Origin of the sequence: Massilia genomosp. 1, assembly GCF_011682185.1 — a bacterium.
Taxonomy (GTDB): Bacteria; Pseudomonadota; Gammaproteobacteria; order Burkholderiales; family Burkholderiaceae_D; genus Telluria_A; species Telluria_A rubra.
In genome coordinates this window covers 37,111-58,975 of record NZ_WHJF01000036.1, presented here as the reverse complement: position 1 = coordinate 58,975, position 21,865 = coordinate 37,111, and the positions used below count along the sequence as shown (strand labels likewise).

At 62.1% G+C, this 21,865-nt stretch carries 23 protein-coding genes and 5 tRNA genes; all 28 read right to left on the bottom strand.

The features are described 5' to 3' along the window. Positions 1-582: 582 nt before the first annotated feature. Positions 583-656 (bottom strand) — tRNA-Cys (locus tag F1735_RS15565). A gap of 65 nt (positions 657-721) precedes the next feature. Continuing rightward, positions 722-797: transfer RNA gene (locus F1735_RS15560), tRNA-Gly, on the bottom strand. A 52-nt stretch (positions 798-849) separates the two neighbouring features. Continuing rightward, a tRNA-Gly gene (locus F1735_RS15555) sits at positions 850-925 on the bottom strand. A 53-nt stretch (positions 926-978) separates the two neighbouring features. After that, positions 979-1,054 (bottom strand) — tRNA-Gly (locus tag F1735_RS15550). A gap of 76 nt (positions 1,055-1,130) precedes the next feature. After that, positions 1,131-1,206 (bottom strand) — tRNA-Gly (locus F1735_RS15545). A gap of 92 nt (positions 1,207-1,298) precedes the next feature. Next, positions 1,299-1,883 (bottom strand): CDP-diacylglycerol--glycerol-3-phosphate 3-phosphatidyltransferase, encoded by a 585-nt coding sequence (gene pgsA, locus F1735_RS15540; RefSeq protein WP_167237777.1) that lies wholly within the window; start codon positions 1,881-1,883, stop codon positions 1,299-1,301. Positions 1,884-2,005: 122 nt separating this feature from the next. Beyond that, a complete protein-coding gene (uvrC, locus tag F1735_RS15535; RefSeq protein ID WP_187364257.1) occupies positions 2,006-3,895 on the bottom strand; it encodes an excinuclease ABC subunit UvrC in 1,890 nt (629 codons plus the stop codon). A 26-nt stretch (positions 3,896-3,921) separates the two neighbouring features. After that, complete coding sequence (acpS, locus tag F1735_RS15530; protein ID WP_166895699.1) at positions 3,922-4,314, bottom strand: holo-ACP synthase; 393 nt, start codon at positions 4,312-4,314, stop codon at positions 3,922-3,924. Then, the gene (gene pdxJ, locus F1735_RS15525) at positions 4,314-5,084 is read right to left on the bottom strand and encodes a pyridoxine 5'-phosphate synthase (protein WP_167237776.1); all 771 of its coding nucleotides are present in this window, start codon (positions 5,082-5,084) and stop codon (positions 4,314-4,316) included. Before pdxJ ends, acpS begins: the two co-directional genes overlap by 1 nt. A 46-nt stretch (positions 5,085-5,130) precedes the next feature. Further along, the gene (gene recO / locus F1735_RS15520) at positions 5,131-5,946 is read right to left on the bottom strand and encodes a DNA repair protein RecO (RefSeq protein ID WP_167237775.1); all 816 of its coding nucleotides are present in this window, start codon (positions 5,944-5,946) and stop codon (positions 5,131-5,133) included. An 18-nt stretch (positions 5,947-5,964) separates the two neighbouring features. After that, the gene (gene era, locus F1735_RS15515) at positions 5,965-6,867 is read right to left on the bottom strand and encodes a GTPase Era (RefSeq protein ID WP_167237774.1); all 903 of its coding nucleotides are present in this window, start codon (positions 6,865-6,867) and stop codon (positions 5,965-5,967) included. Then, on the bottom strand, positions 6,864-7,700 hold the full coding sequence (gene rnc / locus F1735_RS15510; protein ID WP_229477290.1) for a ribonuclease III: 837 nt from the start codon (positions 7,698-7,700) through the stop codon (positions 6,864-6,866). The genes era and rnc overlap by 4 nt, the downstream gene beginning before the upstream one ends. A gap of 26 nt (positions 7,701-7,726) precedes the next feature. Then, a complete protein-coding gene (locus F1735_RS15505) occupies positions 7,727-8,134 on the bottom strand; it encodes a DUF4845 domain-containing protein (protein ID WP_167237773.1) in 408 nt (135 codons plus the stop codon). A gap of 16 nt (positions 8,135-8,150) precedes the next feature. Further along, entirely contained in the window at positions 8,151-9,065 is a 915-nt protein-coding gene (gene lepB, locus F1735_RS15500; RefSeq protein ID WP_167237772.1) for a signal peptidase I, read from the bottom strand. Further along, positions 9,062-10,855 carry a translation elongation factor 4 gene (lepA, locus tag F1735_RS15495; protein WP_054267248.1) on the bottom strand — a complete coding sequence of 598 codons (1,794 nt, stop codon included), beginning with the start codon at positions 10,853-10,855 and terminating at the stop codon, positions 9,062-9,064. The genes lepB and lepA overlap by 4 nt, the downstream gene beginning before the upstream one ends. 256 nt (positions 10,856-11,111) lie before the next feature. Next, complete coding sequence (locus F1735_RS15490; RefSeq protein ID WP_167237771.1) at positions 11,112-11,372, bottom strand: glutaredoxin family protein; 261 nt, start codon at positions 11,370-11,372, stop codon at positions 11,112-11,114. A gap of 61 nt (positions 11,373-11,433) precedes the next feature. Further along, positions 11,434-12,903 (bottom strand): DegQ family serine endoprotease, encoded by a 1,470-nt coding sequence (locus F1735_RS15485; RefSeq protein ID WP_167237770.1) that lies wholly within the window; start codon positions 12,901-12,903, stop codon positions 11,434-11,436. Between the two features lie 135 nt (positions 12,904-13,038). Further along, positions 13,039-13,695 (bottom strand): sigma-E factor negative regulatory protein, encoded by a 657-nt coding sequence (locus F1735_RS36530; protein WP_229505801.1) that lies wholly within the window; start codon positions 13,693-13,695, stop codon positions 13,039-13,041. Between the two features lie 62 nt (positions 13,696-13,757). Beyond that, on the bottom strand, positions 13,758-14,360 hold the full coding sequence (gene rpoE, locus F1735_RS15475; protein WP_166895720.1) for an RNA polymerase sigma factor RpoE: 603 nt from the start codon (positions 14,358-14,360) through the stop codon (positions 13,758-13,760). A 69-nt stretch (positions 14,361-14,429) separates the two neighbouring features. Continuing rightward, complete coding sequence (locus F1735_RS15470) at positions 14,430-15,023, bottom strand: protein YgfX (protein ID WP_222852996.1); 594 nt, start codon at positions 15,021-15,023, stop codon at positions 14,430-14,432. Positions 15,024-15,115: 92 nt separating this feature from the next. Continuing rightward, a complete protein-coding gene (fabF, locus tag F1735_RS15465; RefSeq protein ID WP_167237768.1) occupies positions 15,116-16,363 on the bottom strand; it encodes a beta-ketoacyl-ACP synthase II in 1,248 nt (415 codons plus the stop codon). Positions 16,364-16,391: 28 nt separating this feature from the next. Further along, positions 16,392-16,631 carry an acyl carrier protein gene (acpP, locus tag F1735_RS15460; protein ID WP_018059410.1) on the bottom strand — a complete coding sequence of 80 codons (240 nt, stop codon included), beginning with the start codon at positions 16,629-16,631 and terminating at the stop codon, positions 16,392-16,394. Positions 16,632-16,810: 179 nt separating this feature from the next. Next, positions 16,811-17,548, bottom strand: a complete 738-nt coding sequence (fabG, locus tag F1735_RS15455) for a 3-oxoacyl-ACP reductase FabG (RefSeq protein ID WP_167237767.1) — start codon at positions 17,546-17,548, stop codon at positions 16,811-16,813. Positions 17,549-17,592: 44 nt separating this feature from the next. Continuing rightward, entirely contained in the window at positions 17,593-18,540 is a 948-nt protein-coding gene (gene fabD / locus F1735_RS15450; RefSeq protein ID WP_167237766.1) for an ACP S-malonyltransferase, read from the bottom strand. A gap of 99 nt (positions 18,541-18,639) precedes the next feature. Then, a complete protein-coding gene (locus F1735_RS15445) occupies positions 18,640-19,626 on the bottom strand; it encodes a beta-ketoacyl-ACP synthase III (protein ID WP_308627578.1) in 987 nt (328 codons plus the stop codon). A 10-nt stretch (positions 19,627-19,636) separates the two neighbouring features. Then, positions 19,637-20,698, bottom strand: a complete 1,062-nt coding sequence (plsX, locus tag F1735_RS15440; protein ID WP_167237765.1) for a phosphate acyltransferase PlsX — start codon at positions 20,696-20,698, stop codon at positions 19,637-19,639. A gap of 196 nt (positions 20,699-20,894) precedes the next feature. Next, entirely contained in the window at positions 20,895-21,077 is a 183-nt protein-coding gene (rpmF, locus tag F1735_RS15435) for a 50S ribosomal protein L32 (protein ID WP_008449924.1), read from the bottom strand. 206 nt (positions 21,078-21,283) lie between these two features. Then, positions 21,284-21,781, bottom strand: a complete 498-nt coding sequence (locus F1735_RS15430) for a YceD family protein (RefSeq protein WP_167237764.1) — start codon at positions 21,779-21,781, stop codon at positions 21,284-21,286. Positions 21,782-21,865 lie beyond the last annotated feature (84 nt).

Below are 21,865 nucleotides of genomic sequence, written 5' to 3'. Positions count from 1 at the left end.
TGTATCTGTCGAGGCCGGCAACGACGCTAAACTCGTCCTGACGGGGTCACGTCCGGTCTGCCGAGAATCGACCACACGCCGCCAAACTTCAACCTTCAAACCGCTTCATTGACTGTCCCGTTCAATTCGGTAGGGACGCTATCGCCCGCGACATTCCGATTCAAGTTGAAAAGGTCCGGCATCGGAAAAATGGCGCTGCAGCGGCGGTTTGTGCAACATTTAGGCTAGGAGTCTGCGCGGCAGAACGATTTCTGACTACTTTTCGACATTTTCGGGGGTGCTCTACCCCTTCCCCATGTCGAGATGTGAACGCCGGTTAGCAACTGTCTCAATATGGCGGCGTCGGCTGATCGTGGCAATTTAGCCACGGTTTGGGAAGAAGCTTGCTAACAACACGGATTTGGAACGCGCCGCTTGACAGGACTTTGATCGTGGCCATGGATCTATCATGGTCCGAAGCGTAGGGAGTGTCAAACGAATTCAGCCCGTTTGCAGGCCGTTTTGAGGTGTGGTCGACCTCCGTTTTGAAGGAGGTCGACACATGTTCGGACTAAGGAAAAAACCGCTAAGTCCTTGATTTTCTGGAGGCGAGGACGGGAATCGAACCCGTCTAAACGGCTTTGCAGGCCGCTGCATAACCTCTTTGCTACCTCGCCAGAGACTTGCTGCGCCACCCTCGACGGGGCGACAAAAAAGGAAGCGATGCTTCCCTTTCGAATTCTGGAGCGGGAGAAGAGTCTCGAACTCTCGACCTCAACCTTGGCAAGGTTGCGCTCTACCAACTGAGCTACTCCCGCATTGGAGTCTTGCATCTTACTATTTACTACCACTGCCTGACCCAGAACAAACTGGAGCGGGAGAAGAGTCTCGAACTCTCGACCTCAACCTTGGCAAGGTTGCGCTCTACCAACTGAGCTACTCCCGCATTGGAGTCCTGCATTCTACTACTTACCGCCACTTAAAGCCAGTCCAGAAAACTGGAGCGGGAGAAGAGTCTCGAACTCTCGACCTCAACCTTGGCAAGGTTGCGCTCTACCAACTGAGCTACTCCCGCATTTTTCAATACCATGATTATCGCAGAAACTGAGCAACATTTCAAGGATAAGCTGACGACGTTTTTTTCGACTGACTGGAGCGGGAGAAGAGTCTCGAACTCTCGACCTCAACCTTGGCAAGGTTGCGCTCTACCAACTGAGCTACTCCCGCGCTGCCACCACATCGTTACAACTTCGTCACAACAGGCCGGCATTATAGATGATCTGAGCACCCTGTCAAGGATCGACGGCCAAATACTGCGATCAATCCATCATGCCGCCTTTTTCCTTGATCAGCGGCCAGGCCAGGCGCATGTAGTAAAACATCGACCAGACGGTCAATACGGCGGCCAGCACCATCAGGTATTGGCCGAGCTGCTGGGTGTCGATGAAGCGAAACAGCATGTCGTGCCACAGCAGCAGCGGAATGGCGGTCATCTGCGCGGCGGTCTTGATCTTGCCGATCGAGCTGACCGCGACCGAGCGCGACGCACCGATCTGCGCCATCCATTCGCGCAGCGCCGAGATGGCGATTTCGCGGCCGATGATGATGAAGGCGATGAAGTGGTCGACCCGGTCCAGATGCACCAGCACCAGCAGCGCGCCGGACACCATCAATTTGTCGGCCACCGGATCGAGGAAGGCGCCGAAGGCCGAGGTCTGGTTCCAGCGGCGCGCCAGGAAGCCGTCGAACCAGTCGGTGACGGCGGCGATGACGAAGACCAAGGTGGCCGCCATGTCCTGGTCGGAGCGCGGCAGCCAGTGGACCGGCAGGTAGTACACGCCGACGACGAGCGGAATCAGGGCTACACGTAACCAGGTCAGGAGAATCGGGATATTAAAGGGCATAGAGGCGGGCGCACTGGTTAAGCGTTGATAGATGCTTGCGCCGCTAGTCTACCTTGCTCACGGTGTTTTAACCAGTTTGGACCGTGCGCGCGGTCGGCGCGCACGGCCCTGCGTCTACATCGTCAGTGCAGCTGCTTGTAAATCTCTTCGGCCAGCTGGGTCGAGATGCCTTCGACCGACATCAGGTCTTCGACGCTGGCGTCGACCACGCCGCGCAGCCCGCCGAAGCGCGCCAGCAGCTTCTGGCGGCGCTTGGCGCCGATACCCTCGATCTCTTCCAGGCGCGAGGTCTGGCGCGTCTTGGCGCGCTTGGCGCGCATGCCGGTGATGGCAAAGCGGTGCGCCTCGTCGCGGATCAGGGCGACCAGCATCAGCGCCGCCGATTCCTTGCCCAGCTCCTGCGACGCGCGCCCGTCGACGAACATCAAGGTCTCGAGGCCGACCCGGCGCCCCTCCCCTTTGGCCACGCCGACGATCAGCGAGATGTCCAGGCCCAGTTCGGCGAACACCTGGCGCGCCATTTCGATCTGGCCCTTGCCGCCGTCGATCAGCACCACGTCGGGCATGACGCCGTCGCCGTTGGCGACTTTTTCGTAGCGCCGCATCAGTACCTGGCGCATGGCCGCGTAATCGTCGCCCGGCGTGATGCCATTGATGTTGTAGCGCCGGTATTCGCCGTTCTGCATGGCGTGGTGATGGAACACCACGCACGAGGCCTGCGTGGCCTCGCCTTGCGTGTGGCTGATGTCGAAGCACTCGATGCGCAGCGCATCGAGGTCGCTCGCGTCGAGCGAGAGCGCTTCGGCCAGCGCGCGCGTGCGCGATTGCTGCGAGCCCTGTTCCGACAACAGGCGCGCCAGCGAAATGTCGGCGCCCTTGTGCGCCATCTCGAGCCACTGGCGGCGCTGCCCCTGCGGCTGGAAAATCAGGCTGATGCGATGCCCGCACTGCTCGGTGAGCGCCACCATCAGGGCCGGCTGGTCGAATTCGATATTCAGGATCAGCACCCCGGGGATGAATTTTTCGCTGTAGTGCTGCGCCAGGAACGCGGCCAGCACTTCCACCTCGATCGAGCCTTCCGCGATCGCTGCGGCGTCGCTGACCTGGGTCGGGAAGTAGGCGCGGTCGCCCAGGTGGCGCCCGCCGCGCACCATGGCCAGGTTGACGCAGGCGCGCCCGCCCTGCACCACCACGGCGATGATGTCGACGTCGGCGTCGCCGCCGGTCTCCATGCTTTGCTGGTGCAGCACGCGCGCCAGCGAGGCGATCTGGTTGCGCACCGCGGCGGCCTGCTCGAATTTGAGTTCGCCCGCGAAAGCGTGCATCTTCGCTTCCAGGTCGGCCATCACTTCGCTCTGGCGTCCGCGCAGGAATTTGGCGGCGTTGTCGACATCGCGCTTGTAATCGTCGCGCGAGACCAGGTCCACGCAGGGCGCGCTGCAGCGGCCGATCTGGTGCAGCAGGCAGGGGCGCGTGCGGTTCGAGTACACGCTGTCCTCGCAGGTGCGCAGCATGAACACCTTCTGCAGGATCTGCATCGATTCCTTGACCGCCCAGGCGCTCGGAAACGGCCCGAAATACTGGTTCTTCTTGTCGACCGCGCCGCGGTAGTAGGCCATGCGCGGCACGTCCTGCCCGCTGATCTTCAGGTAGGGATACGATTTATCGTCGCGGAACAGGATGTTAAAACGCGGCTTGAGCGTCTTGATCAGGTTGTTTTCGAGGATCAGCGCCTCGGCTTCGCTGTGCGTCACCGTGGTCTCGAGGCGCGCGATGCGCTCGACCATCATGGCAATGCGCGGGCTGGACAAATTCTTCTGGAAGTAGCTCGACACGCGCTTCTTGAGGTCGCGCGCCTTGCCCACGTACAGGACCGCGTCAAGCGCGTCGAAATAGCGATACACGCCCGGCAGGTTGGGCAGCTTCGCCACCGTGGTCAGCACCTGTTCGCGCGCGGCCGTCGCCGCGCCCGGGTCGGCCGCGCCGGGAAGTTCGGGAGTCACATCGGTCATAACACAATCAATCCGGGTCAATTCAATCAGGCTTGCCGGGTGACGATCACGAAAGCGACGCCGTATTCGGCTTCATCGCTCACCGTCACCTGGGCGCAAAGCCCATTTTGCCGCATAAAGTCGGCCAGCGCGCCACTGCAGACCATGACCGGCTGGCCGCCGGGCGTATTGAGCATCTGGGCGCTGCGCCAGGCCATCGGCAGGCGCAAGCCCAGGCCGAGCGCCTTCGAGAACGCTTCCTTGGCCGCGAAGCGCGTGGCCAGGTAACGCAGGCCGCGCACCGGGTTCTGCGCGCGGCGCTGGCGGAACACCGCCAGTTCGTCGTCGCCCAGGATCTTGCCGGCAAAGCGCTCGCTGCGCGCCAGCGCCGCGTCGATGCGCGCGACCTGGACGATGTCGGTGCCGATCCCGTAGATCATCAGCGCGCCGCGGTTCCCGCAGCCAGGCGCGCCGCGACCATGATCGCCTTCATCTCGCGCACCGCGTTCTCGAAGCCGGCGAACAGCGCGTGCGAGACGATCGCGTGGCCGATATTGAGTTCACCGATATCGGCAATCGCCGCGATCGCCTGCACGTTCTGGTAGTGCAGGCCGTGGCCGGCGTTGACCTTCAGCCCGCGCGCGACGCCATAGCGCGCGCCCGTGCGGATGCGCTCGAGTTCATGCGCCAGCTGGTCCGGGCCCGCTTCGGCGTAGCGCCCCGTATGCAGTTCGATCACCGGCACGCCGATGTCGGCGGCCGCGCCGATCTGCGCTTCGTCGGCGTCGATGAAGAGACTGACGCGAATGCCCTCCCCTTGCAGCTGCCTGACGGCCGCTTCGACTTCCCTTTGGTAGCGGATCACATCGAGGCCGCCTTCGGTGGTCACTTCCTCGCGCCGTTCCGGCACCAGGCACACATCCTGCGGGCGCACCGAGCAGGCAAAGTCGATCATCTCGCGCGTGACGGCCGCTTCCAGGTTCATGCGGGTCATCAGTTGCGGGCGCAGCGCAATCACGTCGGCGTCCTTGATGTGGCGCCGGTCTTCGCGCAGGTGCAGGGTGATCACGTCGGCGCCGGCCTGCTCGGCCAGCATGGCCGCGCGCAGCGGGTCTGGATAGACGGTGCCGCGCGCATTGCGCAAGGTCGCCACGTGGTCGATGTTCACGCCCAGGTCGATGACCGGGCCATTCGGTTGGAGGAAGCTCATCTTGGTTGGTTGCTCGCTTGGGTTGCGTGGTTAATCCGCAGTTAATCTATAACTGCATCAGGTCGATCAGGATCTGGCGCGTGTTCAGGGTGGCGCCGCCGAGCTGGTGCGCCAGCAGGAAGCGCAGCAGGAGTTTGCTCTGCGCCTGGGTGAGCGGGTCGCTGTAATCTTCGCGTTCCATGTCGAGCAGGGTCTTGCCGCTCACCACGGGCCAGCTGTCGCTAGCGCGCGCCGGGCGCGCGCCGCGCTCGGGGTCGACCACGTAGTCGCCATCCGCTTCGACCGCCGCGCGCGTGCTGGTGCAGCGGGTCAGGTCGGCGGCCACGCCTGTCTCTTTAAGTAAGGCCCGTTCGAATTTTCGCAAGACCACCGGCGCCGGTTCGTTATGCGCCAGCTGGTTCAGGGTCGAGACGTAGTGGTCGAACAAGGCCGGGTGCGGGTCGTCGCGCGCGATCAGCTTGACCAGCAGTTCGTTGAGGTAGAAGCCGCACAGCAGCGCCGTCTTTTCGAGCGGGAGCATGCCGCCCACCCACTCGGCGTCGATCAGGGTGCGCAGTTCGGACTTGCCGCTCCAGGCGGCCTGCAGCGGCTGGAAGGTTTGCAGCACGCCGCGCAATTTTGACAGCGGCCGCTTGGCGCCCTTGGCGACCAGGCCCACGCGGCCGAAGTCGCGCGTGAACATGTCGACGATCAGGCTGGTTTCTTTGTAGGGATAACTGTGCAGCACGAAGGCTGGCTGGCCGCTCACCTTCTCCACGCGCTGGGGCGCGCGCCGCCTGGCGGATGGCGCCGCGGGTGCTTGCGCGGCCGGCGTCGCGTTGGCCGCTACGGCGACGGTCAGGTCGGCGTCGTTGGTGGGCATGCGGCGGGCGGGGACGCCTTACTCGTAGCCGTAGGCGCGCAGGCCGGCTTCATTGTCGGCCCAGCCGGACTTGACCTTGACCCAGATTTCCAGGTACACCGGGCCGCCGAACAGCTTTTCCATGTCCAGCCGCGACTGGGTCGATACTTCTTTCAGGCGCGCGCCCTTGTTACCGATGACCATGGACTTGTGGGTGTCGCGCTCGACCAGGATGGCGGCGAAGATGCGCCGCAGGTCGCCTTCCTGTTCGAATTTTTCGATCAGGACGGTGCTGGTGTAAGGCAGCTCGTCGCCCACCAGGCGGAACAGTTTTTCGCGCACGATTTCGGAAGCGAGGAATTTTTCGCTGCGGTCGGTAATGTCGTCCGGGCCGAACACCGGCGCGTTCTCGGGCAGCAGGCGCTTGATTTCGTTTTGCAGGCCGTCGAGCTGGAACTTGAGCTTGGCCGAGACCGGCACGATGGCCGCGAAATCATGCTTGGCCGCGATCTGCTGGGCGAATGGCATCAGCGCCGCCTTGTCCTTGACCCGGTCCGACTTGTTGATCACCAGGATGCACGGCACGTCGGTCGGCAACAGGTCGATCACTTGCTGGTCGGCCGGGCCGAAAGTGCCCGCTTCGATCAGGTACAGGATCACGTCGGCCGAAATGAGGGTGTTGGTGACCGTCTTGTTGAGCGTCTTGTTGAGCGCATTCGCGTGGCGCGTCTGGAAGCCCGGCGTGTCGACGTAAATGAACTGGGCATCGTCCACGGTCTGGATGCCGGTGATGCGGTGGCGCGTGGTCTGGGCCTTGCGCGAGGTGATCGAGACTTTGGCGCCGATCAGCACGTTCATCAGGGTCGATTTGCCCACGTTGGGGCGGCCGACGATGGCGATATAGCCACAACGGAAGTTTTCTGGGGTGCTTGTGGCGTTCATGCTGATTTCGTTTCCGGATGCGGGTGTTTAGGGGTTTTGGCGTCGACCGGCAAGGCGCCGTCGTCGTCGTGATCGCCATCGCTCTGGATGGTGGCGATGCCGGCCAGTTTGAGCTGGGCCGCGCGCGGCTTGGCCTTGCGGCCGGCCGCTGGCGTCTTCAGCAGGGCCTGCTCGGCCACCTCGAGCGCCAGCTTGGCGGCGGCCTGTTCGCCGGCGCGGCGGCTGCCGCCACGGCCGTAGACCTGGATGCCAAGCTTGGGCACCAGGCATTCGATCTCGAATTCCTGGCTGTGCGCGGCGCCATGCGTGGCCACCACATTATAAGTCGGCAAAGAGATTTTTTTGCTTTGCAGAAATTCCTGCAAGAGCGTCTTGGCATCCTTGCCCAGGGTGCGCGGGTCGACCGAGTCGAGAATTGGGATATAAAAGGCGCGGATCACGTCGCGCGCGGCGTTGAAACCGGCGTCGAGGAAAATCGCGCCCAGCAGCGCTTCGAGCGTATCGGCCAGGATCGAGGGACGGCGAAAGCCCCCCGACTTGAGTTCGCCCTCGCCCAGGCGCAGGAACTGCGACAGTTCCAGTTTCTGGGCGATTTCGTAGAGCGACTGCTGCTTGACCAGGTTGGCGCGCAGGCGCGACAGGTCGCCCTCGTCGATGGCGGCAAAACGCTCGTACAGGACCGAGGCCACCACGCAGTTCAGGATCGAATCGCCCAAAAACTCGAGGCGCTCGTTATGCAAACTGCTGTGGCTGCGGTGCGTCAAGGCTTGCTGCAACAGGCCAGCATCCTGGAACGTATACCCTAAGCGCGTTTGCAATAACTGAAGATTCATGTGTCGGACTTCTTGGTTGGACTGCCTTAACGGACGGGTTCAGCTGGTTTTTCAGGGATCTTGCCGCTTGGATCGGTGGTGCCCGAGTAATCGATCAGCAGGGTGACGTTGGTGATCAGCGGGATGCGCGCGGTGTAGGCAAACGCGACCTGGGTCTCGCCGGTATCCTTGGTGATGATCAATTCGTTACCCTTGATGGAGTTGATGCTGTTGATATCGGCGTGCTTGTCGAAGGCGATCTGGATCTCGCGCACCGTGCCGTCGGCTTTTTTGGCCGAAATAATGCCGGCCTTGACCGAGCGGTATTCCAGGAAGGTCGGAAAGACTTTCATGGCAAACATGGCAAGGAAGGTAATGATGCCGAGCACAAAAATCAGCCCGAGCAGGGAGACGCCTTGCTGTTGTGCCAGATTGGCCGGTTTCGGTCCGTACATAGTAAATTCCCTGACGTTAGTGAATGCTGCCGATGCGTTTGAGGCTACTGAAATTCATCCAGACAAAAAACGCCTTGCCGACGATATTCTTGTTCGGGACGAAACCCCAGTAGCGGCTGTCGGCGCTGTTGTCGCGATTATCACCCATCATAAAGTAATTGCCCGCAGGTACGACACAAGTAAATTGCTCGGCGCTGTAAGTACAGGCTTCATGTTGCGGAAAGTTCTTTACCTGCTCCGGGTTATACGTCAACTTGCTTGGCTCGTTGAGGATACGGTGCGGCGGCTCCGACAGGTTTTCGGTGAATTGCTTATGGTACACGAGCTTTTCGTCGTCGAGGTAGTCGTCCAGCGGCGCGTAAGCGAGCTCCTTGCCGTTCACCGTGAGGCGCTTGTTGGCATAGGTGATTTTATCACCGGGCACGCCCACCACCCGCTTGATGTAGTCCTGCGTCATGTCTTCCGGGTATTTGAACACCATCACATCGCCGCGTTGCGGGTCGTTGACGTCGATCACCTTCTGGTTCAGCACCGGCAAACGGATGCCGTAGGTGAATTTGTTCACCAGGATCAGGTCGCCAATCATCAGGGTCGGCACCATCGAGCCGGACGGAATCTTGAACGGCTCGTACAGGAAGGAACGCAGGATGAACACCAGCGCGATCACCGGGAAAAAGCTGCCCGAGTACTCGATCCAGGTCGGCTGGCGCAGGATCGCCGCTTCGATCGACTGGCGGCTGGTGTTGTCGACCTTGATGCCTTCGGCGGTCAGCTTGGCATTGCGCGCGTCGAAGGCGGCCAGGGCCGCATCGGCCGAGGCGCGCCGCTGACGCGCGAACCAGAACACATCCAGGCACCAGATAATGCCCGTAAGCACCATCGCCACGAACAGGATCAGGGCAAAGTTCCCTAAGATAAACTGCAGGTTCATTTATCGTCCACTTGTAAAATTGCCAGGAAGGCTTCTTGTGGAATTTCCACCGAGCCAACCTGTTTCATGCGCTTTTTACCGGCTTTTTGTTTCTCAAGCAATTTCTTCTTACGGCTGATGTCGCCGCCATAGCACTTGGCCAGCACGTTCTTGCGCAAGGCTTTGACGTTCTCGCGCGAAATGACGGTGGCGCCGATGGCGGCCTGGATGGCCACGTCGAACATCTGGCGCGGAATCAGTTCGCGCATCTTGGCGGCCACCTGGCGGCCACGGAACTGGCTGTTGGCGCGGTGTACGATGATCGCCAGCGCGTCGACTTTTTCGCTGTTGATCAGCATGTCGACCTTGACCACGTCGGCGGCCCGGTATTCCTTGAACTCGTAATCCATCGAGGCATAGCCGCGCGAGGTCGATTTCAGGCGATCGAAGAAGTCAAGAACGATCTCGGCCATCGGCATTTCGTAGATCAGCTTGACCTGGCGGCCGTGGTAACTCATGTCCATCTGCACGCCGCGCTTGCCGATGCACAGGGTGATGACCGAACCGACGTATTCCTGCGGCATGTACAGATTGACCGTGACGATCGGCTCGCGCACTTCCTCGATCTTGGACGGGTCCGGCATCTTGGAGGGATTGTCGACCCGGATCAGGGAACCGTCGCGCATGATCACTTCGTACACCACGGTCGGCGCCGTGGTGATCAGGTCCATGTCGAATTCGCGTTCCAGGCGTTCCTGCACGATTTCCATGTGCAACAGGCCGAGGAAGCCGCAACGGAAGCCGAAGCCCAGCGCCTGCGACACTTCCGGCTCGTACATCAGGGCCGCGTCGTTGAGCTTGAGCTTTTCGAGCGAGTCGCGCAGCGCGTCGTACTGGTTCGCTTCGACCGGGAACAGGCCGGCGAACACCTGCGGCTGGACTTCCTTGAAGCCCGGCAAGGGCGCCGCAGCCGGCCGGGCGGCGTGGGTGACGGTGTCGCCCACCTTGGCGGCCTTGAGCTCCTTGATGCCGGCGATCACGAAACCGACCTGGCCGGCCGAAATCTGCGGCAGCGATTGCGATTTCGGGCTGAACACGCCCACGCTCTCGACCAGCTGCACCGATTCGGACGCCATCAGCAGGATTTTTTCTTTCGGTTTCAGGGTGCCGTTGATCACGCGCACCAGCATCACCACGCCGACATAGTTATCGAACCACGAATCGACGATCAGCGCCTGCAGCGGCGCGTCCGGGTCGCCTTTCGGCGGCGGCACGCGCGCGATCAGCGACTCGAGCACGTCTTCCACGCCCAGGCCGCTCTTGGCCGAGCACTTGACGGCGTCGGTCGCATCGATCCCGATCACGTCTTCGATCTCGGCGATCGCATTGGCCGGATCGGCGTGCGGCAAGTCGATCTTGTTCAGGACAGGCACCACTTCGACGCCCAGGTCGAGCGCCGTGTAGCAGTTGGCCACGGTCTGCGCTTCCACGCCCTGGGAAGCGTCGACCACCAGCAGCGCGCCTTCGCAGGCCGACAGCGAGCGCGACACTTCATAGCTGAAGTCGACGTGGCCCGGGGTGTCGATCAGGTTCAGGTTGTACACCTGGCCGTCGCGCGCCTTGTAATGCAGGGCGGCGGTCTGGGCCTTGATGGTGATGCCGCGCTCGCGCTCCAGGTCCATCGAATCGAGCACCTGGGCTTCCATGTCGCGGTCGGACAGGCCGCCGCAGATCTGGATGATACGGTCGGCCAGGGTCGATTTGCCGTGATCGATGTGGGCGATGATGGAAAAGTTACGTATGTTGTTCATTAATGCAATTCAAAACCAAGTAGGGAAGGACGACATTCGGGGTGGTCGCGCGCTCTTTGCAGTGCCGGCTTGCCGTATCGGGGCGACGCCGCCCCAGACGAAAAAAGCGCTCCGTGGGGCCATGGCAATCCCCAGGCGAGCGCCTTATCAAGCAAGAGAAGCTGTCAAGCTCAGGACAGAAGCTATTTCCGACCCCGCATTTTACCGGATTTCAGGGTAGAAAGCCGGCTTAATCCCGAATTCCGCGTAAACATTGTTAAATCAATACATCGAACGTGGCCAGGTAGCCGCGCACCGCCGCCGCGTCGAGGAAGTAGTGGCACAGCTCGGGTTGGGCCGGGTCGCCGAACAGCACCGGCACCAGCTCGTCGAAACGCGCCACCAGGGCCGGGTCGGCATCGACATCGATCACCTCCACGGCGAAGCGGACGCTGTCCGTTTGCAGTGCCTCGAGGGCGGCCAGCAGGTCGTCGCACAAGTGGCAGTAACCACGGGAATACAGGGTAAATGGGATCATGGGACGGGGACGAAAGAAAAATGGCGGGCGCGCGGCCCGCCGGGAAGGCTTGCCTGTGCCCTTATTGACGCGGGCGGATCACCACGTATTGCGTGCTCTCGTCGCGGCGCACCAGCACGGCGGCGCTTTTCTTGGGATCGAGCTTGGCGACCATGGCGTTAAATTGCTTCGCATCCTTGACTTCGACATTGTTCAGTTGCAGGATCAGGTCGCCCGGGCGCAGGCCGGCGCGCGCCGCCGCCCCCTCGCTGGCGTCGACCAGCACCCCGGAAGCGATCTCGAGCTCCTTGCGCTGCACCTCGCTCAGGTCGGACACGTGCAGGCCCACCGCGTTGGCGGCTTGCTCGGGGGACGGCTTCTTGACAGCCGGCTTGCGCGCCGCCTTGTCGTCGTCGAGGGCGACGATGCCCACCGCGATCTCTTTTTGCTGGCCCTGGCGCCAGACCGTCACCACCGCCTTGCTGCCGACGGCGGTCGAGCCGACCAGGCGCGGCAAGTCGGCGCTGCGCTCGATATCCTGGCCATTGAACTTGAGGATGATGTCGCCGACCTTGATGCCGCCCTTGTCGGCCGGCCCGCCCGCTTCCACGCGCGCCACTTCGACCCCGCGCGCCTTGCCGAGGCCCAGCGACTCGGCCACGTCCTTGCTCACTTCGCCGATTTCGACGCCCAGGCGCCCGCGCGTGACCCGCCCGGTCTTCTTGAGCTGGTCGGCCACGCGCATCGCTTCATCGATCGGCACGGCAAAGGAAATGCCGTTGTAGCCGCCGGACAAGGTCGCGATCTGCGAATTGATGCCGATCACTTCGCCGCGCATATTGATCAGCGGGCCGCCCGAGTTGCCGGGATTGACCGCCACGTCGCTCTGGATCAGCGGCAGGTATTCGCCGGTGTCGCGCGACTTGGCCGAAATGATGCCGGCCGTGACGGTATTGTCGAGATTAAATGGCGAGCCGATGGCGATCACCCATTCGCCGACCCGGATCTTGTTGGAGTCGCCGATGGTCAGGCTGGGCAACTGCTGCGCTTCGAGCTTGAGCACGGCCACGTCGGAGCGCTTGTCCGAGCCGAGCACCTTGGCCTTGAATTCGCGCCGGTCGGTCAGGGTGACCAGCACTTCGTCGGCGCCATCGACGACGTGCGCGTTGGTCAGCACGAACCCGTCGGCCGAGACGATAAAGCCCGAGCCGACCCCGCGCTGGACTTCTTCCTCTTGCGGCTGCTGGGGCGAGCGCCGTCCGCGCGGATCCTGGCCGCGCGGCACCGCGCCGCCGAAGAAGCGGCGCAGGAATTCCTGCATTTCCTCTTCATTGGGACTGCCCTGCCCCTGCTTGAGCTTTTCGGTGGTGCGGATATTGACCACCGCCGGCCCGACCTTGTCGATCAGGTCGGTAAAGTCGGGCAAGCCCTTGACCAGCGGCGCCCCGGCGGCGGCGGCAACGGCGGCCGCGCCCGCAGTGGGGACGAAGGCCAGGGCCGAAGCGGTGATAAACAGGGAAGATAGCAGCTTGTTGCCAGCGGAAAGTGTCATGGTCATCGGAGTGGGGAATCGGAACAAAGATTGACGTTATGGTAAGCCAAAACGCCATCCTTGTCGCGGCGTGCCGCGCGGGGCGGGTGGCAAGCGGCTTTTTTGCCGGAAAACGCCGCTTGCCGGCGCTGCAGCTCAGGAGGAGACCGAGGTAGTGGGCGGCTTGATCGTGGCGTCCGCCTTGGGGTCGGCGCCGCCGTCAGCCGCGCCGGCCGCGCCGGCCTCCAGGTCCGCGCCACCGGCTTTGGGCTCGACGTCGGCGGCGCCGTTGGCGGCCGCCTTGACCACGGCGATGGTGACCGCCGCGGCCCCCGGCGCGATGCTGGCCTCGGCGGCGGCGCCGCTGATGTCGAGCGCGTCGAGGGGCTCGCGCGGCGCCGGGGCGAGCGCCTGGCCATCAAGGTCGAGCGGCGATTCGCTGATCGCGCCGGCACTGGCGCCGGCGGACTCGCCCGGCGCCGCGCCGATCCCGGTCACCGGCCCGGCCGCGCCAGCGGCGACCGCCAGCGGCGTGACCGCCGGGGCGCGCCGCGCGAATGCCTCGGGCGGGGTGCGCAGCAGGCGCTTGGCCGGAGCCGGCTCGGCGGCCAGGCGCGCGGCCAGCTTGTCGGCAAAACCGGCCGACAGGTGAGGCGCGCCCTGCTCGCGGATGACGTCGCGGATGCGGTGGTAGGCATGCCATGCATGTTCGCCCTCGGCCGAGCGCAGCGCGTCGTCGGGAAGCGTGGAAGGCGCCAGTTCGTGGTCGCTGAATGCCGAGATCTGCTCCCGGATGGTTTTCGGGGTGTCCATCGATATTTCCATCACTGTAAGTGTGACCAAAAGTTAACCGATTAGAGCGATCATTGCTACACCTAACGTCGTTTGTCAACCGGATAGTCGAGCAAGGGCCTCAACTTGTCGGCGATGACTTCGCGCGCCCGGAAGATCCGGCTGCGCACGGTTCCGATAGGACAGGACATGACTTCGGATATTTCCTCGTAACTCAAGCCTTCAATTTCGCGCAGGACAATCGCGGTCCGCAATTCCAGCGGCAATGCTTCCATCGCGGCATTGACCGTGTACGCGATCTGCTTGCTTGCCAACACCGATTCCGGCGTGTTGATGTCTCGCAAACTTTCCGCATCGTCAAACGCTTCGGCGCGCTCGGCATCGGCCTCGGTCGAGGTCGGCGCACGCCTGCCCTGGGTGACGAGAAAATTCTTCGCCGTATTGATTCCGATCCGGTACAACCAGGTATAAAACGCGGAATCCCCCCTGAAATGCCGCAAGGCGCGATACGCCTTGATAAATGTTTCCTGCACAACGTCCTCGGCCTCGGCCGGATCATGCACCAGGCGCGACACCAGCCGCATCAGCCTGCGCTGATATTTGCTGACAAGCAGGTCGAACGCCTGCCTCTCGCCAGCCTGGACGCGCTCAACCAGCAGTTGATCACACTCGCGTTCTGTCGTCACTGACCCTGCCCTCTTGGCTGCGGCAGCGAACCGTCCCTATGACTATAGAGTTGGCCGCTTGCAATAAGTTCAAAGTATTTTGTTATTTCCGACAAATTGTTTGTCCCGTCCGGCAATGGCCCGTACAGCGACCGATAAAGCCCGGAACTGCTCGCGGGGCACGCTGTCCGGCCAGATGAGCTGCACAGTGATGCGCTCGCCGGTGGGTGAACCCAGCAGCAGGAGCAGGCTGTACGGCCAAATAGTCGATCCGGGAAGCAATTGCAGCACATCCGCTTGCGCCGGTACTGCGCTCAAGCTCTGTTGTACCGTCAGGCGAATCTCGCCGAGTCCAGAAATATCAATCCTGCGCCGCTTTTCCCCCTGCTTCGATGCACTCCATGCAAGCAATGCTGCCACGGCGCAAGCCAAGGCGGACACTGCCGTCCAAACGCCGGCCGCGCCCATGCCCGCGGCCCAGCGCGAGACGAGCGCAAGAGCCACAGCCAGATTGAGCGCGGCGTAGCCAAGCAGGACCAGGCGCAACAAGCGCGACGGCCTGATGCAGGCGGAAACCGCAATCGACATAATCAGTAGGAAAGGTGCTGCGGGGCGCCAGCGCGTAACGATGCACTGGGCAAATCGGACCCCGGCGAGTGCCGCCGGCGTTTCATCGACGCCCACACTTGAGACAAGTGCGGGCGCCGAAAGTTCATGCTATGACGCGAATATTTTCCTGCGCGTCATTGCACCGTGGATAGAGCGAACCAGGCAGCTTACGCCTTGCCGAACACCAGGGTGCCGTTGGTGCCACCGAAGCCGAACGAGTTCTTCACCGCGATGTCGATCTTCATCTCGCGCGCCGTGTTGGCGCAGAAGTCCAGGTCGCAAGCGGGGTCCTGGTTGAAGATGTTGATCGTCGGCGGCGAGATCTGGTGATGCATCGCCAGCACAGTCAACACCGCTTCCAGGCCGCCGGCGCCGCCCAGCAGGTGGCCGGTCATCGACTTGGTCGAATTGACCACCAGCTTGCCGGCATGCTCGCCGAAGGTCTTCTTCAGGCCCTGCACTTCGGCCACGTCGCCCTGCGGCGTCGAGGTACCGTGCGCATTCACATAATTGACCTGGTCGGTGTTAATGCCGGCGTTGGCCAGGGCCGATTGCATGCAGCGGCTCGCGCCACTGCCGTCTTCGACCGGGGCGGTCATGTGATAGGCGTCGGCGCTCATGCCAAAACCGAGCAGTTCGGCGTAGATTTTCGCGCCGCGCGCCTTGGCGTGCTCATACTCTTCGAGCACCATCACGCCGGCGCCTTCGCCCAGCACGAAGCCGTCGCGGTCGCGGTCCCACGGCCGCGAGGCGGTGGCTGGATCGTCGTTGCGCGACGACAGCGCGCGTGCCGAGGCGAAACCGCCCAGGCCCAGCGGCGAGATGGTCGCTTCGGCGCCGCCGGCGATCATCACGTCGGCGTCGCCATACTCGATCAGGCGGCCAGCCGCGCCGATGCTGTGCAGGCCGGTGGTGCAGGCCGTGACGATGGCCAGGTTCGGACCGCGCAAGCCGTACTCGATCGACAGGTTGCCCGAAATCATGTTAATGATCGAGGCCGGGACGAAGAATGGCGAAATGCGGCGCGGGCCGCGCTTGCTGTAATCTTCCTTGGTGTCTTCGATCAGCGGCAAGCCGCCGATGCCGGACCCGACGATCACGCCGATGCGGTCGGCATTTTCTTCGGTGACCACCAGTCCGCTGTCGCGCATGGCTTGCATGCCCGCCGCCATGCCGTAATGGATAAACGTATCCATGTGGCGGGCATCCTTGGCCGAGATGTAATCCTCGATATTGAAACCCTTGACTTCGCCCGCGAAGTGGGTCGAAAAAGGCTGCGCATCAAACCTGGTGATGTTGGCAATGCCCGACTTGCCGGCCAGTGCGGCGTTCCACGTGTCGGCAACCGTGTTGCCGATAGGTGAAACGGCGCCCAGCCCGGTAATGACGACACGACGATTTCGTGAACGGCTCAAGCGATTCTCCCGAGAAAAATTGTAAAACTTAGGCCTTGACGTGCGCCGTAGCGTAGTCGATCGCCTGTTTCACGGTGGTGATTTTTTCAGCTTGTTCGTCAGGGATTTCCATTTCGAATTCGTCTTCCAGCGCCATCACCAGTTCGACCGTGTCGAGGGAATCAGCGCCGAGATCGTCAACGAACGAGGATTCGATTTTGATGTCTACTTCTGCAACGCCCAGTTGCTCAGCGACGATTTTTTTAACGCGTTGTTCGATATCCGACATGTTATGGCTCCATTGTGTGTGTTACGGAAAGTGCGCGCATTTTATCAGGTTTGCGCGGCGAAAAACTAATTTCGGTGTCTGCCGCAAATTCCACCGAACGTACTGCTAAATGACGAGAATTCCCTCCATTCTCTCCGTGCGCAGGCCCGCAAATGGGAGCGGACAAAGGGATGTCAACATCAATTCATATACATGCCGCCATTCACGTGCAGGGTCGTGCCCGTGATATACGCCGCCTGCGGCCCCGCCAGGAAGGCGACCGCGTGCGCGATATCTTCCGGCGCGCCCAGGCGTCCCAGCGGAATCTGCGTCAGCAGCCCGGTATGCTGCTCGGCACTCAGCGCGCGGGTCATATCGGTATCGATAAAGCCGGGGGCGATGCAGTTCACCGTGATATTGCGGCTGCCGATTTCACGCGCCAACGCCCGGCTCATGCCGGCCACGCCGGCCTTGGCCGCCGCGTAATTCATCTGGCCCGCATTGCCGGCCGAGCCGACCACCGAGGTGATATTAATGATACGCCCATGTTTCGCTTTCATCATGCCGCGCAGGACCGCGCGCGACAGGCGCCCCACGGCCGACAGGTTGGTGGCGATGACGCTGTCCCATTCCTCGTCTTTCATGCGCATAGCCAATTGATCTTGGGTAATACCGGCATTGTTGACCAGGATCGACAGGCTGCCGAAGTCCTTTTGCACCTCGTCGATGGTGGCGGCGCAGGCCGCCGCGTCGGTCACGTTGAGCACGGCGCCCTTGCCGCCGAACTCGGCCAGGTAGGCGGTGATCGCCTGCGCGCCGCTCTCGGTGGTGGCGGTGCCGACCACCTTGGCGCCCTGGCGGGCCAGTTCGAGGGCGATGGCCTTGCCGATGCCGCGCGACGCGCCCGTTACCAGGGCGACTTGATTTTCCAGATTCATTGAGATCCTTTATGCTGACGTTCTGCGATACTGCGCTTAACAGCTTACGCCTGATTGAGACTGCTCAATACGCGCTCGAGCGAAGCCTGGTCGACCAGCGCCTCGCCCACCAATTGCGCATCGATGCGCTTGGCCATGCCGATCAGCACCTTGCTCGGCGCCGATTCGATCACCTGGGTGACGCCGCCGGCCGCCATTTTCTGCATGGTTTCGACCCAGCGCACCGCGCCGGCCGCCTGGCGCACCAGCGCATCCTTGATCGCGTCGGGATCGTTCAGGATAGCCACGTCGACGTTGTTGATCAAGTCGATCCGGGGCGCCGCGAACGGCACGTCTTTCAGGTAGTCGCGCAGGCGGTCCGATGCGGGTTTCAGCAAGGACGAATGGAACGGCGCCGACACCGCCAGTTTCATGGCGCGCTTGGCGCCCTTGGCCTTGGCCAGTTCGCAGGCGCGCTCGACGGCGCCATTGTGGCCGGCGATCACGATCTGGGTCGGTTCGTTGAAATTGACGGCCTCGACCACTTCGGCCGGATTGGCTGCCGCCGCTTCGGCGCACAGCGCGCGCACCTGGTCGGCCGGCAGGCCGAGAATGACGGCCATGCCGCCCTGCCCGACCGGCACCGCTTCCTGCATGGCCTGGGCGCGAAAGCGCACCAGCGGCACCGCATCCTTGAAGGCGATCACGCCGGCCGCGACCAGGGCCGAATACTCGCCCACGCTGTGCCCGGCCACCACCGACGGCACGGCGCCGCCGGCCGCGATCCAGGCGCGGTACACGGCCACCGAGGCGGTCAGCATGATCGGCTGGGTGTTGGTGGTCAGGTCCAGCTCTTCCTTGGGACCGTCGGCGATGAGCTTGCCGAGGTCGAAGCCGAGCGCTTCGCTGGCTTCGGCGATGGTCTGTTCGACCACCGGGTTGCCGGCGAAGCCGTTCAACATGCCGATGGCTTGCGAACCCTGACCGGGAAATACGAACGCGAATTTACTCATGGAATGATGTCCTCCTGTTTTGTTTTTATGGTGGCATCCGCACCAAGGACTGCTGCGGGCAAAAATCGGTTGGCGCAGCCCGCAGGCTGCGCCCGGCCCTTACATGCGCACCAGCACGGCGCCCCAGGTAAAGCCGCCGCCGACGCCTTCCATCATGACGGTCTCGCCAGCCTTGATGCGGCCGTCGCGCACGGCAATGTCGAGCGCCAGCGGAATCGAGGCGGCCGAGGTATTGCCATGCTGGTCGACCGTGACCACCATTTTGCCTAACGGCAAGCCGAGCTTTTTGGCCGTGCTTTTCATGATGCGGATATTCGCCTGGTGCGGCACCAGCCAGTCGACCTGGCCGGCCGTCATGCCGGCATGTTCCAGCACTTCCTTGGCCACCTGTTCGAGCACGGTCACGGCCAGCTTGAAGACGGCCGGGCCATCCATGTACAGGAAGCCGCTGCCGGCGATCACGCCGCCGGCCAGGGTGCCCGGCACGCTCAGGATGTCGGAATAGCGGCCGTCGGCATGCAATTTGGTCGAGAGGATGCCCGGCTCGTCCGAGGCGGTCAGGACGATGGCGCCGGCGCCGTCGCCGAACAGCACGCAAGTGGTGCGGTCGTTAAAATCGAGAATCCGCGAAAACACTTCGGCGCCGATCACCAGCACATTCTTGTGCGCGCCCGACTTGATGAAGGCGTCCGCCACCGACACCGCATACACGAAGCCGCTGCAGACGGCCTGCACGTCGAAGGCGGCGCTGTTGTTGTGCATGCCGAGCTTGCGCTGGACGATGCAGGCGGTGCTGGGAAAGCTGCCGTGAAAGTCCGGGGTCGAACTGGCCACGATGACGAGGTCGATTTCCTCGGCATGCTTGCCGGCCATTTCGAGCGCCTGCCGGGCGGCCGCGACCGCCAGGTCGGAGGACAATTCGTCGGGCGCTGCGTAATGCCGGTTCGAAATGCCGCTGCGCGAGACGATCCACTCGTCCGAGGTTTCGATGCCCTTGGCCGCCAGTTGCTCGGTCAGGTCGCCGTTGGAGACGCGCTTGGCCGGCAGATAGCTGCCGGTGCCGATAATTTTGCTGTACAAGGTCATGCTGGCCGTCCTACGAGTGGGTTATTCCTGGCACTTCCGGGTCAGGCGTGCGGGGCATTAACTCGGTGATCATGGCCGAGAGCTGCTCCTGCACATTGTATTTTGCCGCGTCGAACGCCCTTTTGATCGCCCACTCATACGAGTAGGCATCGGCGCCGCCATGGCTCTTGAACACCAGACCGCGCAAACCGAGCAGGCTGGCGCCGTTGTAGCGCGACGGATTGAAGGTGTTGGAAAATTTCTTCAACGCGCCTTTCCCGATCAAGGCGGCCAGCATGGTCAGCGGAGTGCGCTTGAACTCGGTGGTGAGGGCGTCCTTGACGAAGCGGCCCAGGCCCTCGGCCGCCTTGAGCGTGACGTTGCCGACGAAACCGTCGCACACCACGATGTCGGTGGTGCCCTTGAAAATATCGTTGCCCTCGACATTGCCGAAGAAATTCAGGGCGCCGCGTTCATGGTCTTCGCGCAGCAGCTTGGCGGTGGCCTTGACCACTTCATTGCCCTTGATTTCTTCGGTGCCCACATTGAGCAGGCCAATGGTGGGACGCTTGATGCCTTCCATGGCCGAGACCAGCACCGACCCCATGATGGCGAACTGGTGCAGGTGATGCGGCTCGCAGTCGACGTTCGCGCCCAGGTCCAGCATGTAGGTCGGGCCGTTTTTCTGGTTAGGAAGGATCGAGCAAATGGCGGGACGGTCGACCCCGGCCATGGTCTTGAGCACATAGCGCGAGACCGCCATCAGGGCGCCGGTATTGCCGGCGGACACGCAGGCCTGGGCCTTGCCGTCCTTGACCAGCTCGATCGCCACGCGCATCGACGAATCCTTCTTGCGGCGCAGCGCGATGTCGATGGGATCGTCCATCGTCACCACTTCCGAGGCATGCAGGATGGACAGGCGCGGATGGCTGTCGGCTTTGTGCTTTTTAAGTTCTGCGCGCAACTCGTCCTGCAGGCCGACCAGAATCAGTTCTGCTTCAGGTTCGCTGGAAAGGAAAGAAAGTGCTGCGGGGATAGTAACTGAGGGGCCATGATCGCCGCCCATGCAGTCAATGGAAATTTTAATTGTCATTTTGTGGATTCGTACCGCGACTCAACAGCGTGTGGCGGCAGGATGCGATCTGTATGTGGACGAACGCCAAGCAGAGTCTGCGTAATTCGAAATGACGGTGTGCAAAGCTGGTTTGCAGCCGGGGACAAAGAAAAAGCGGTGCGACGCACAAAAAAGTCGTTGCACCGCTTTTATCTTACTCAAACTAAAACGTCGATTACTCGTCGTTTTTGGTTTTGAGAACTTTGCGACCACGGTAAAAGCCGTTAGGGCTGATGTGGTGACGCAGGTGCGTTTCACCGGTGGTTGGCTCGATGCCCAGTTGTGGCGCGACCAGGAAGTCGTGCGAACGGTGCATACCGCGCTTCGAAGGGGATTTCTTGTTTTGCTGAACAGCCATGATGACTCCTAATACATAAGTTCTAAAATTCTAACACAATCGATCAGCAAATACATGCGAATCGAGTATCCCAGCGGCAAAATTTCTTACCGACATGTTTAACGCCGACCTACCTTTTACTACCAATGCCATACTCGACTACAACACGCGTTTGACACGTTCTTGACTACTGCTTGTTCTGTATTTCAGCCGCCCGCGGCTTCCGGCTATTCCGGCTTGAGGTTCTTCAGCCCCGCAAACGGCGATGGCTTGTCGGACTTGACCGCATCGAGCAGCTTGCTGTCCGGGCACACGTCGTGCTTGGGCACTTGCGGCAGGGCCAGCAAGGCCTCGTCCTCGAACAGGTCGCGCACATCGCATTCGCGGCTGCCGACGATGACGTCGATGCTCTCGTCGCCCAGGATCCCTTCGATCTCGTCCGCATGCTCGTCATCCTTGCCGAGCATTAGCACGGTGGACGAATCCATCTCGTAAGCGAACGGGGCCAGGCAACGCTGGCATACCAGCTGGACCGTGCCGGAAACCGACAAGCTCAACTGCGGATAGCCCAACTTGCTGGTCGACCCATCGATGGTCCAGGCGATCTGGCCCGACTGGTCGGCACAATCCTTGTTCAACCGGCTCATTTCAGCGACAGGCGTGACGCCTTCGCGATGGCCGTTGCTTCGACAAAACTCAAAAGCGTCGATGACAAAAGCACTCATTGCAGAAATTTTCCCCGGAAAACCTGCGATAATAACAGGCTTCTCGTTATGGAGTCAAAGACTTAGCGCGATTATTTGGGCAAG

Bases quoted from the DNA above. Each gene is read 5' to 3' on its own strand.
- pgsA (WP_167237777.1), bottom strand. From the start codon at position 1,883: ATGCCCTTTAATATCCCGATTCTCCTGACCTGGTTACGTGTAGCCCTG.
- uvrC (WP_187364257.1), bottom strand. From the start codon at position 3,895: ATGACCGATGTGACTCCCGAACTTCCCGGCGCGGCCGACCCGGGCGCG.
- acpS (WP_166895699.1), bottom strand. From the start codon at position 4,314: ATGATCTACGGGATCGGCACCGACATCGTCCAGGTCGCGCGCATCGAC.
- pdxJ (WP_167237776.1), bottom strand. From the start codon at position 5,084: ATGAGCTTCCTCCAACCGAATGGCCCGGTCATCGACCTGGGCGTGAAC.
- recO (WP_167237775.1), bottom strand. From the start codon at position 5,946: ATGCCCACCAACGACGCCGACCTGACCGTCGCCGTAGCGGCCAACGCG.
- era (WP_167237774.1), bottom strand. From the start codon at position 6,867: ATGAACGCCACAAGCACCCCAGAAAACTTCCGTTGTGGCTATATCGCC.
- rnc (WP_229477290.1), bottom strand. From the start codon at position 7,700: ATGAATCTTCAGTTATTGCAAACGCGCTTAGGGTATACGTTCCAGGAT.
- F1735_RS15505 (WP_167237773.1), bottom strand. From the start codon at position 8,134: ATGTACGGACCGAAACCGGCCAATCTGGCACAACAGCAAGGCGTCTCC.
- lepB (WP_167237772.1), bottom strand. From the start codon at position 9,065: ATGAACCTGCAGTTTATCTTAGGGAACTTTGCCCTGATCCTGTTCGTG.
- lepA (WP_054267248.1), bottom strand. From the start codon at position 10,855: ATGAACAACATACGTAACTTTTCCATCATCGCCCACATCGATCACGGC.
- F1735_RS15490 (WP_167237771.1), bottom strand. From the start codon at position 11,372: ATGATCCCATTTACCCTGTATTCCCGTGGTTACTGCCACTTGTGCGAC.
- F1735_RS15485 (WP_167237770.1), bottom strand. From the start codon at position 12,903: ATGACACTTTCCGCTGGCAACAAGCTGCTATCTTCCCTGTTTATCACC.
- F1735_RS36530 (WP_229505801.1), bottom strand. From the start codon at position 13,695: ATGGACACCCCGAAAACCATCCGGGAGCAGATCTCGGCATTCAGCGAC.
- acpP (WP_018059410.1), bottom strand. From the start codon at position 16,631: ATGTCGGATATCGAACAACGCGTTAAAAAAATCGTCGCTGAGCAACTG.
- fabG (WP_167237767.1), bottom strand. From the start codon at position 17,548: ATGAATCTGGAAAATCAAGTCGCCCTGGTAACGGGCGCGTCGCGCGGC.
- fabD (WP_167237766.1), bottom strand. From the start codon at position 18,540: ATGAGTAAATTCGCGTTCGTATTTCCCGGTCAGGGTTCGCAAGCCATC.
- F1735_RS15445 (WP_308627578.1), bottom strand. From the start codon at position 19,626: ATGACCTTGTACAGCAAAATTATCGGCACCGGCAGCTATCTGCCGGCC.
- plsX (WP_167237765.1), bottom strand. From the start codon at position 20,698: ATGACAATTAAAATTTCCATTGACTGCATGGGCGGCGATCATGGCCCC.
- rpmF (WP_008449924.1), bottom strand. From the start codon at position 21,077: ATGGCTGTTCAGCAAAACAAGAAATCCCCTTCGAAGCGCGGTATGCAC.
- F1735_RS15430 (WP_167237764.1), bottom strand. From the start codon at position 21,781: ATGAGTGCTTTTGTCATCGACGCTTTTGAGTTTTGTCGAAGCAACGGC.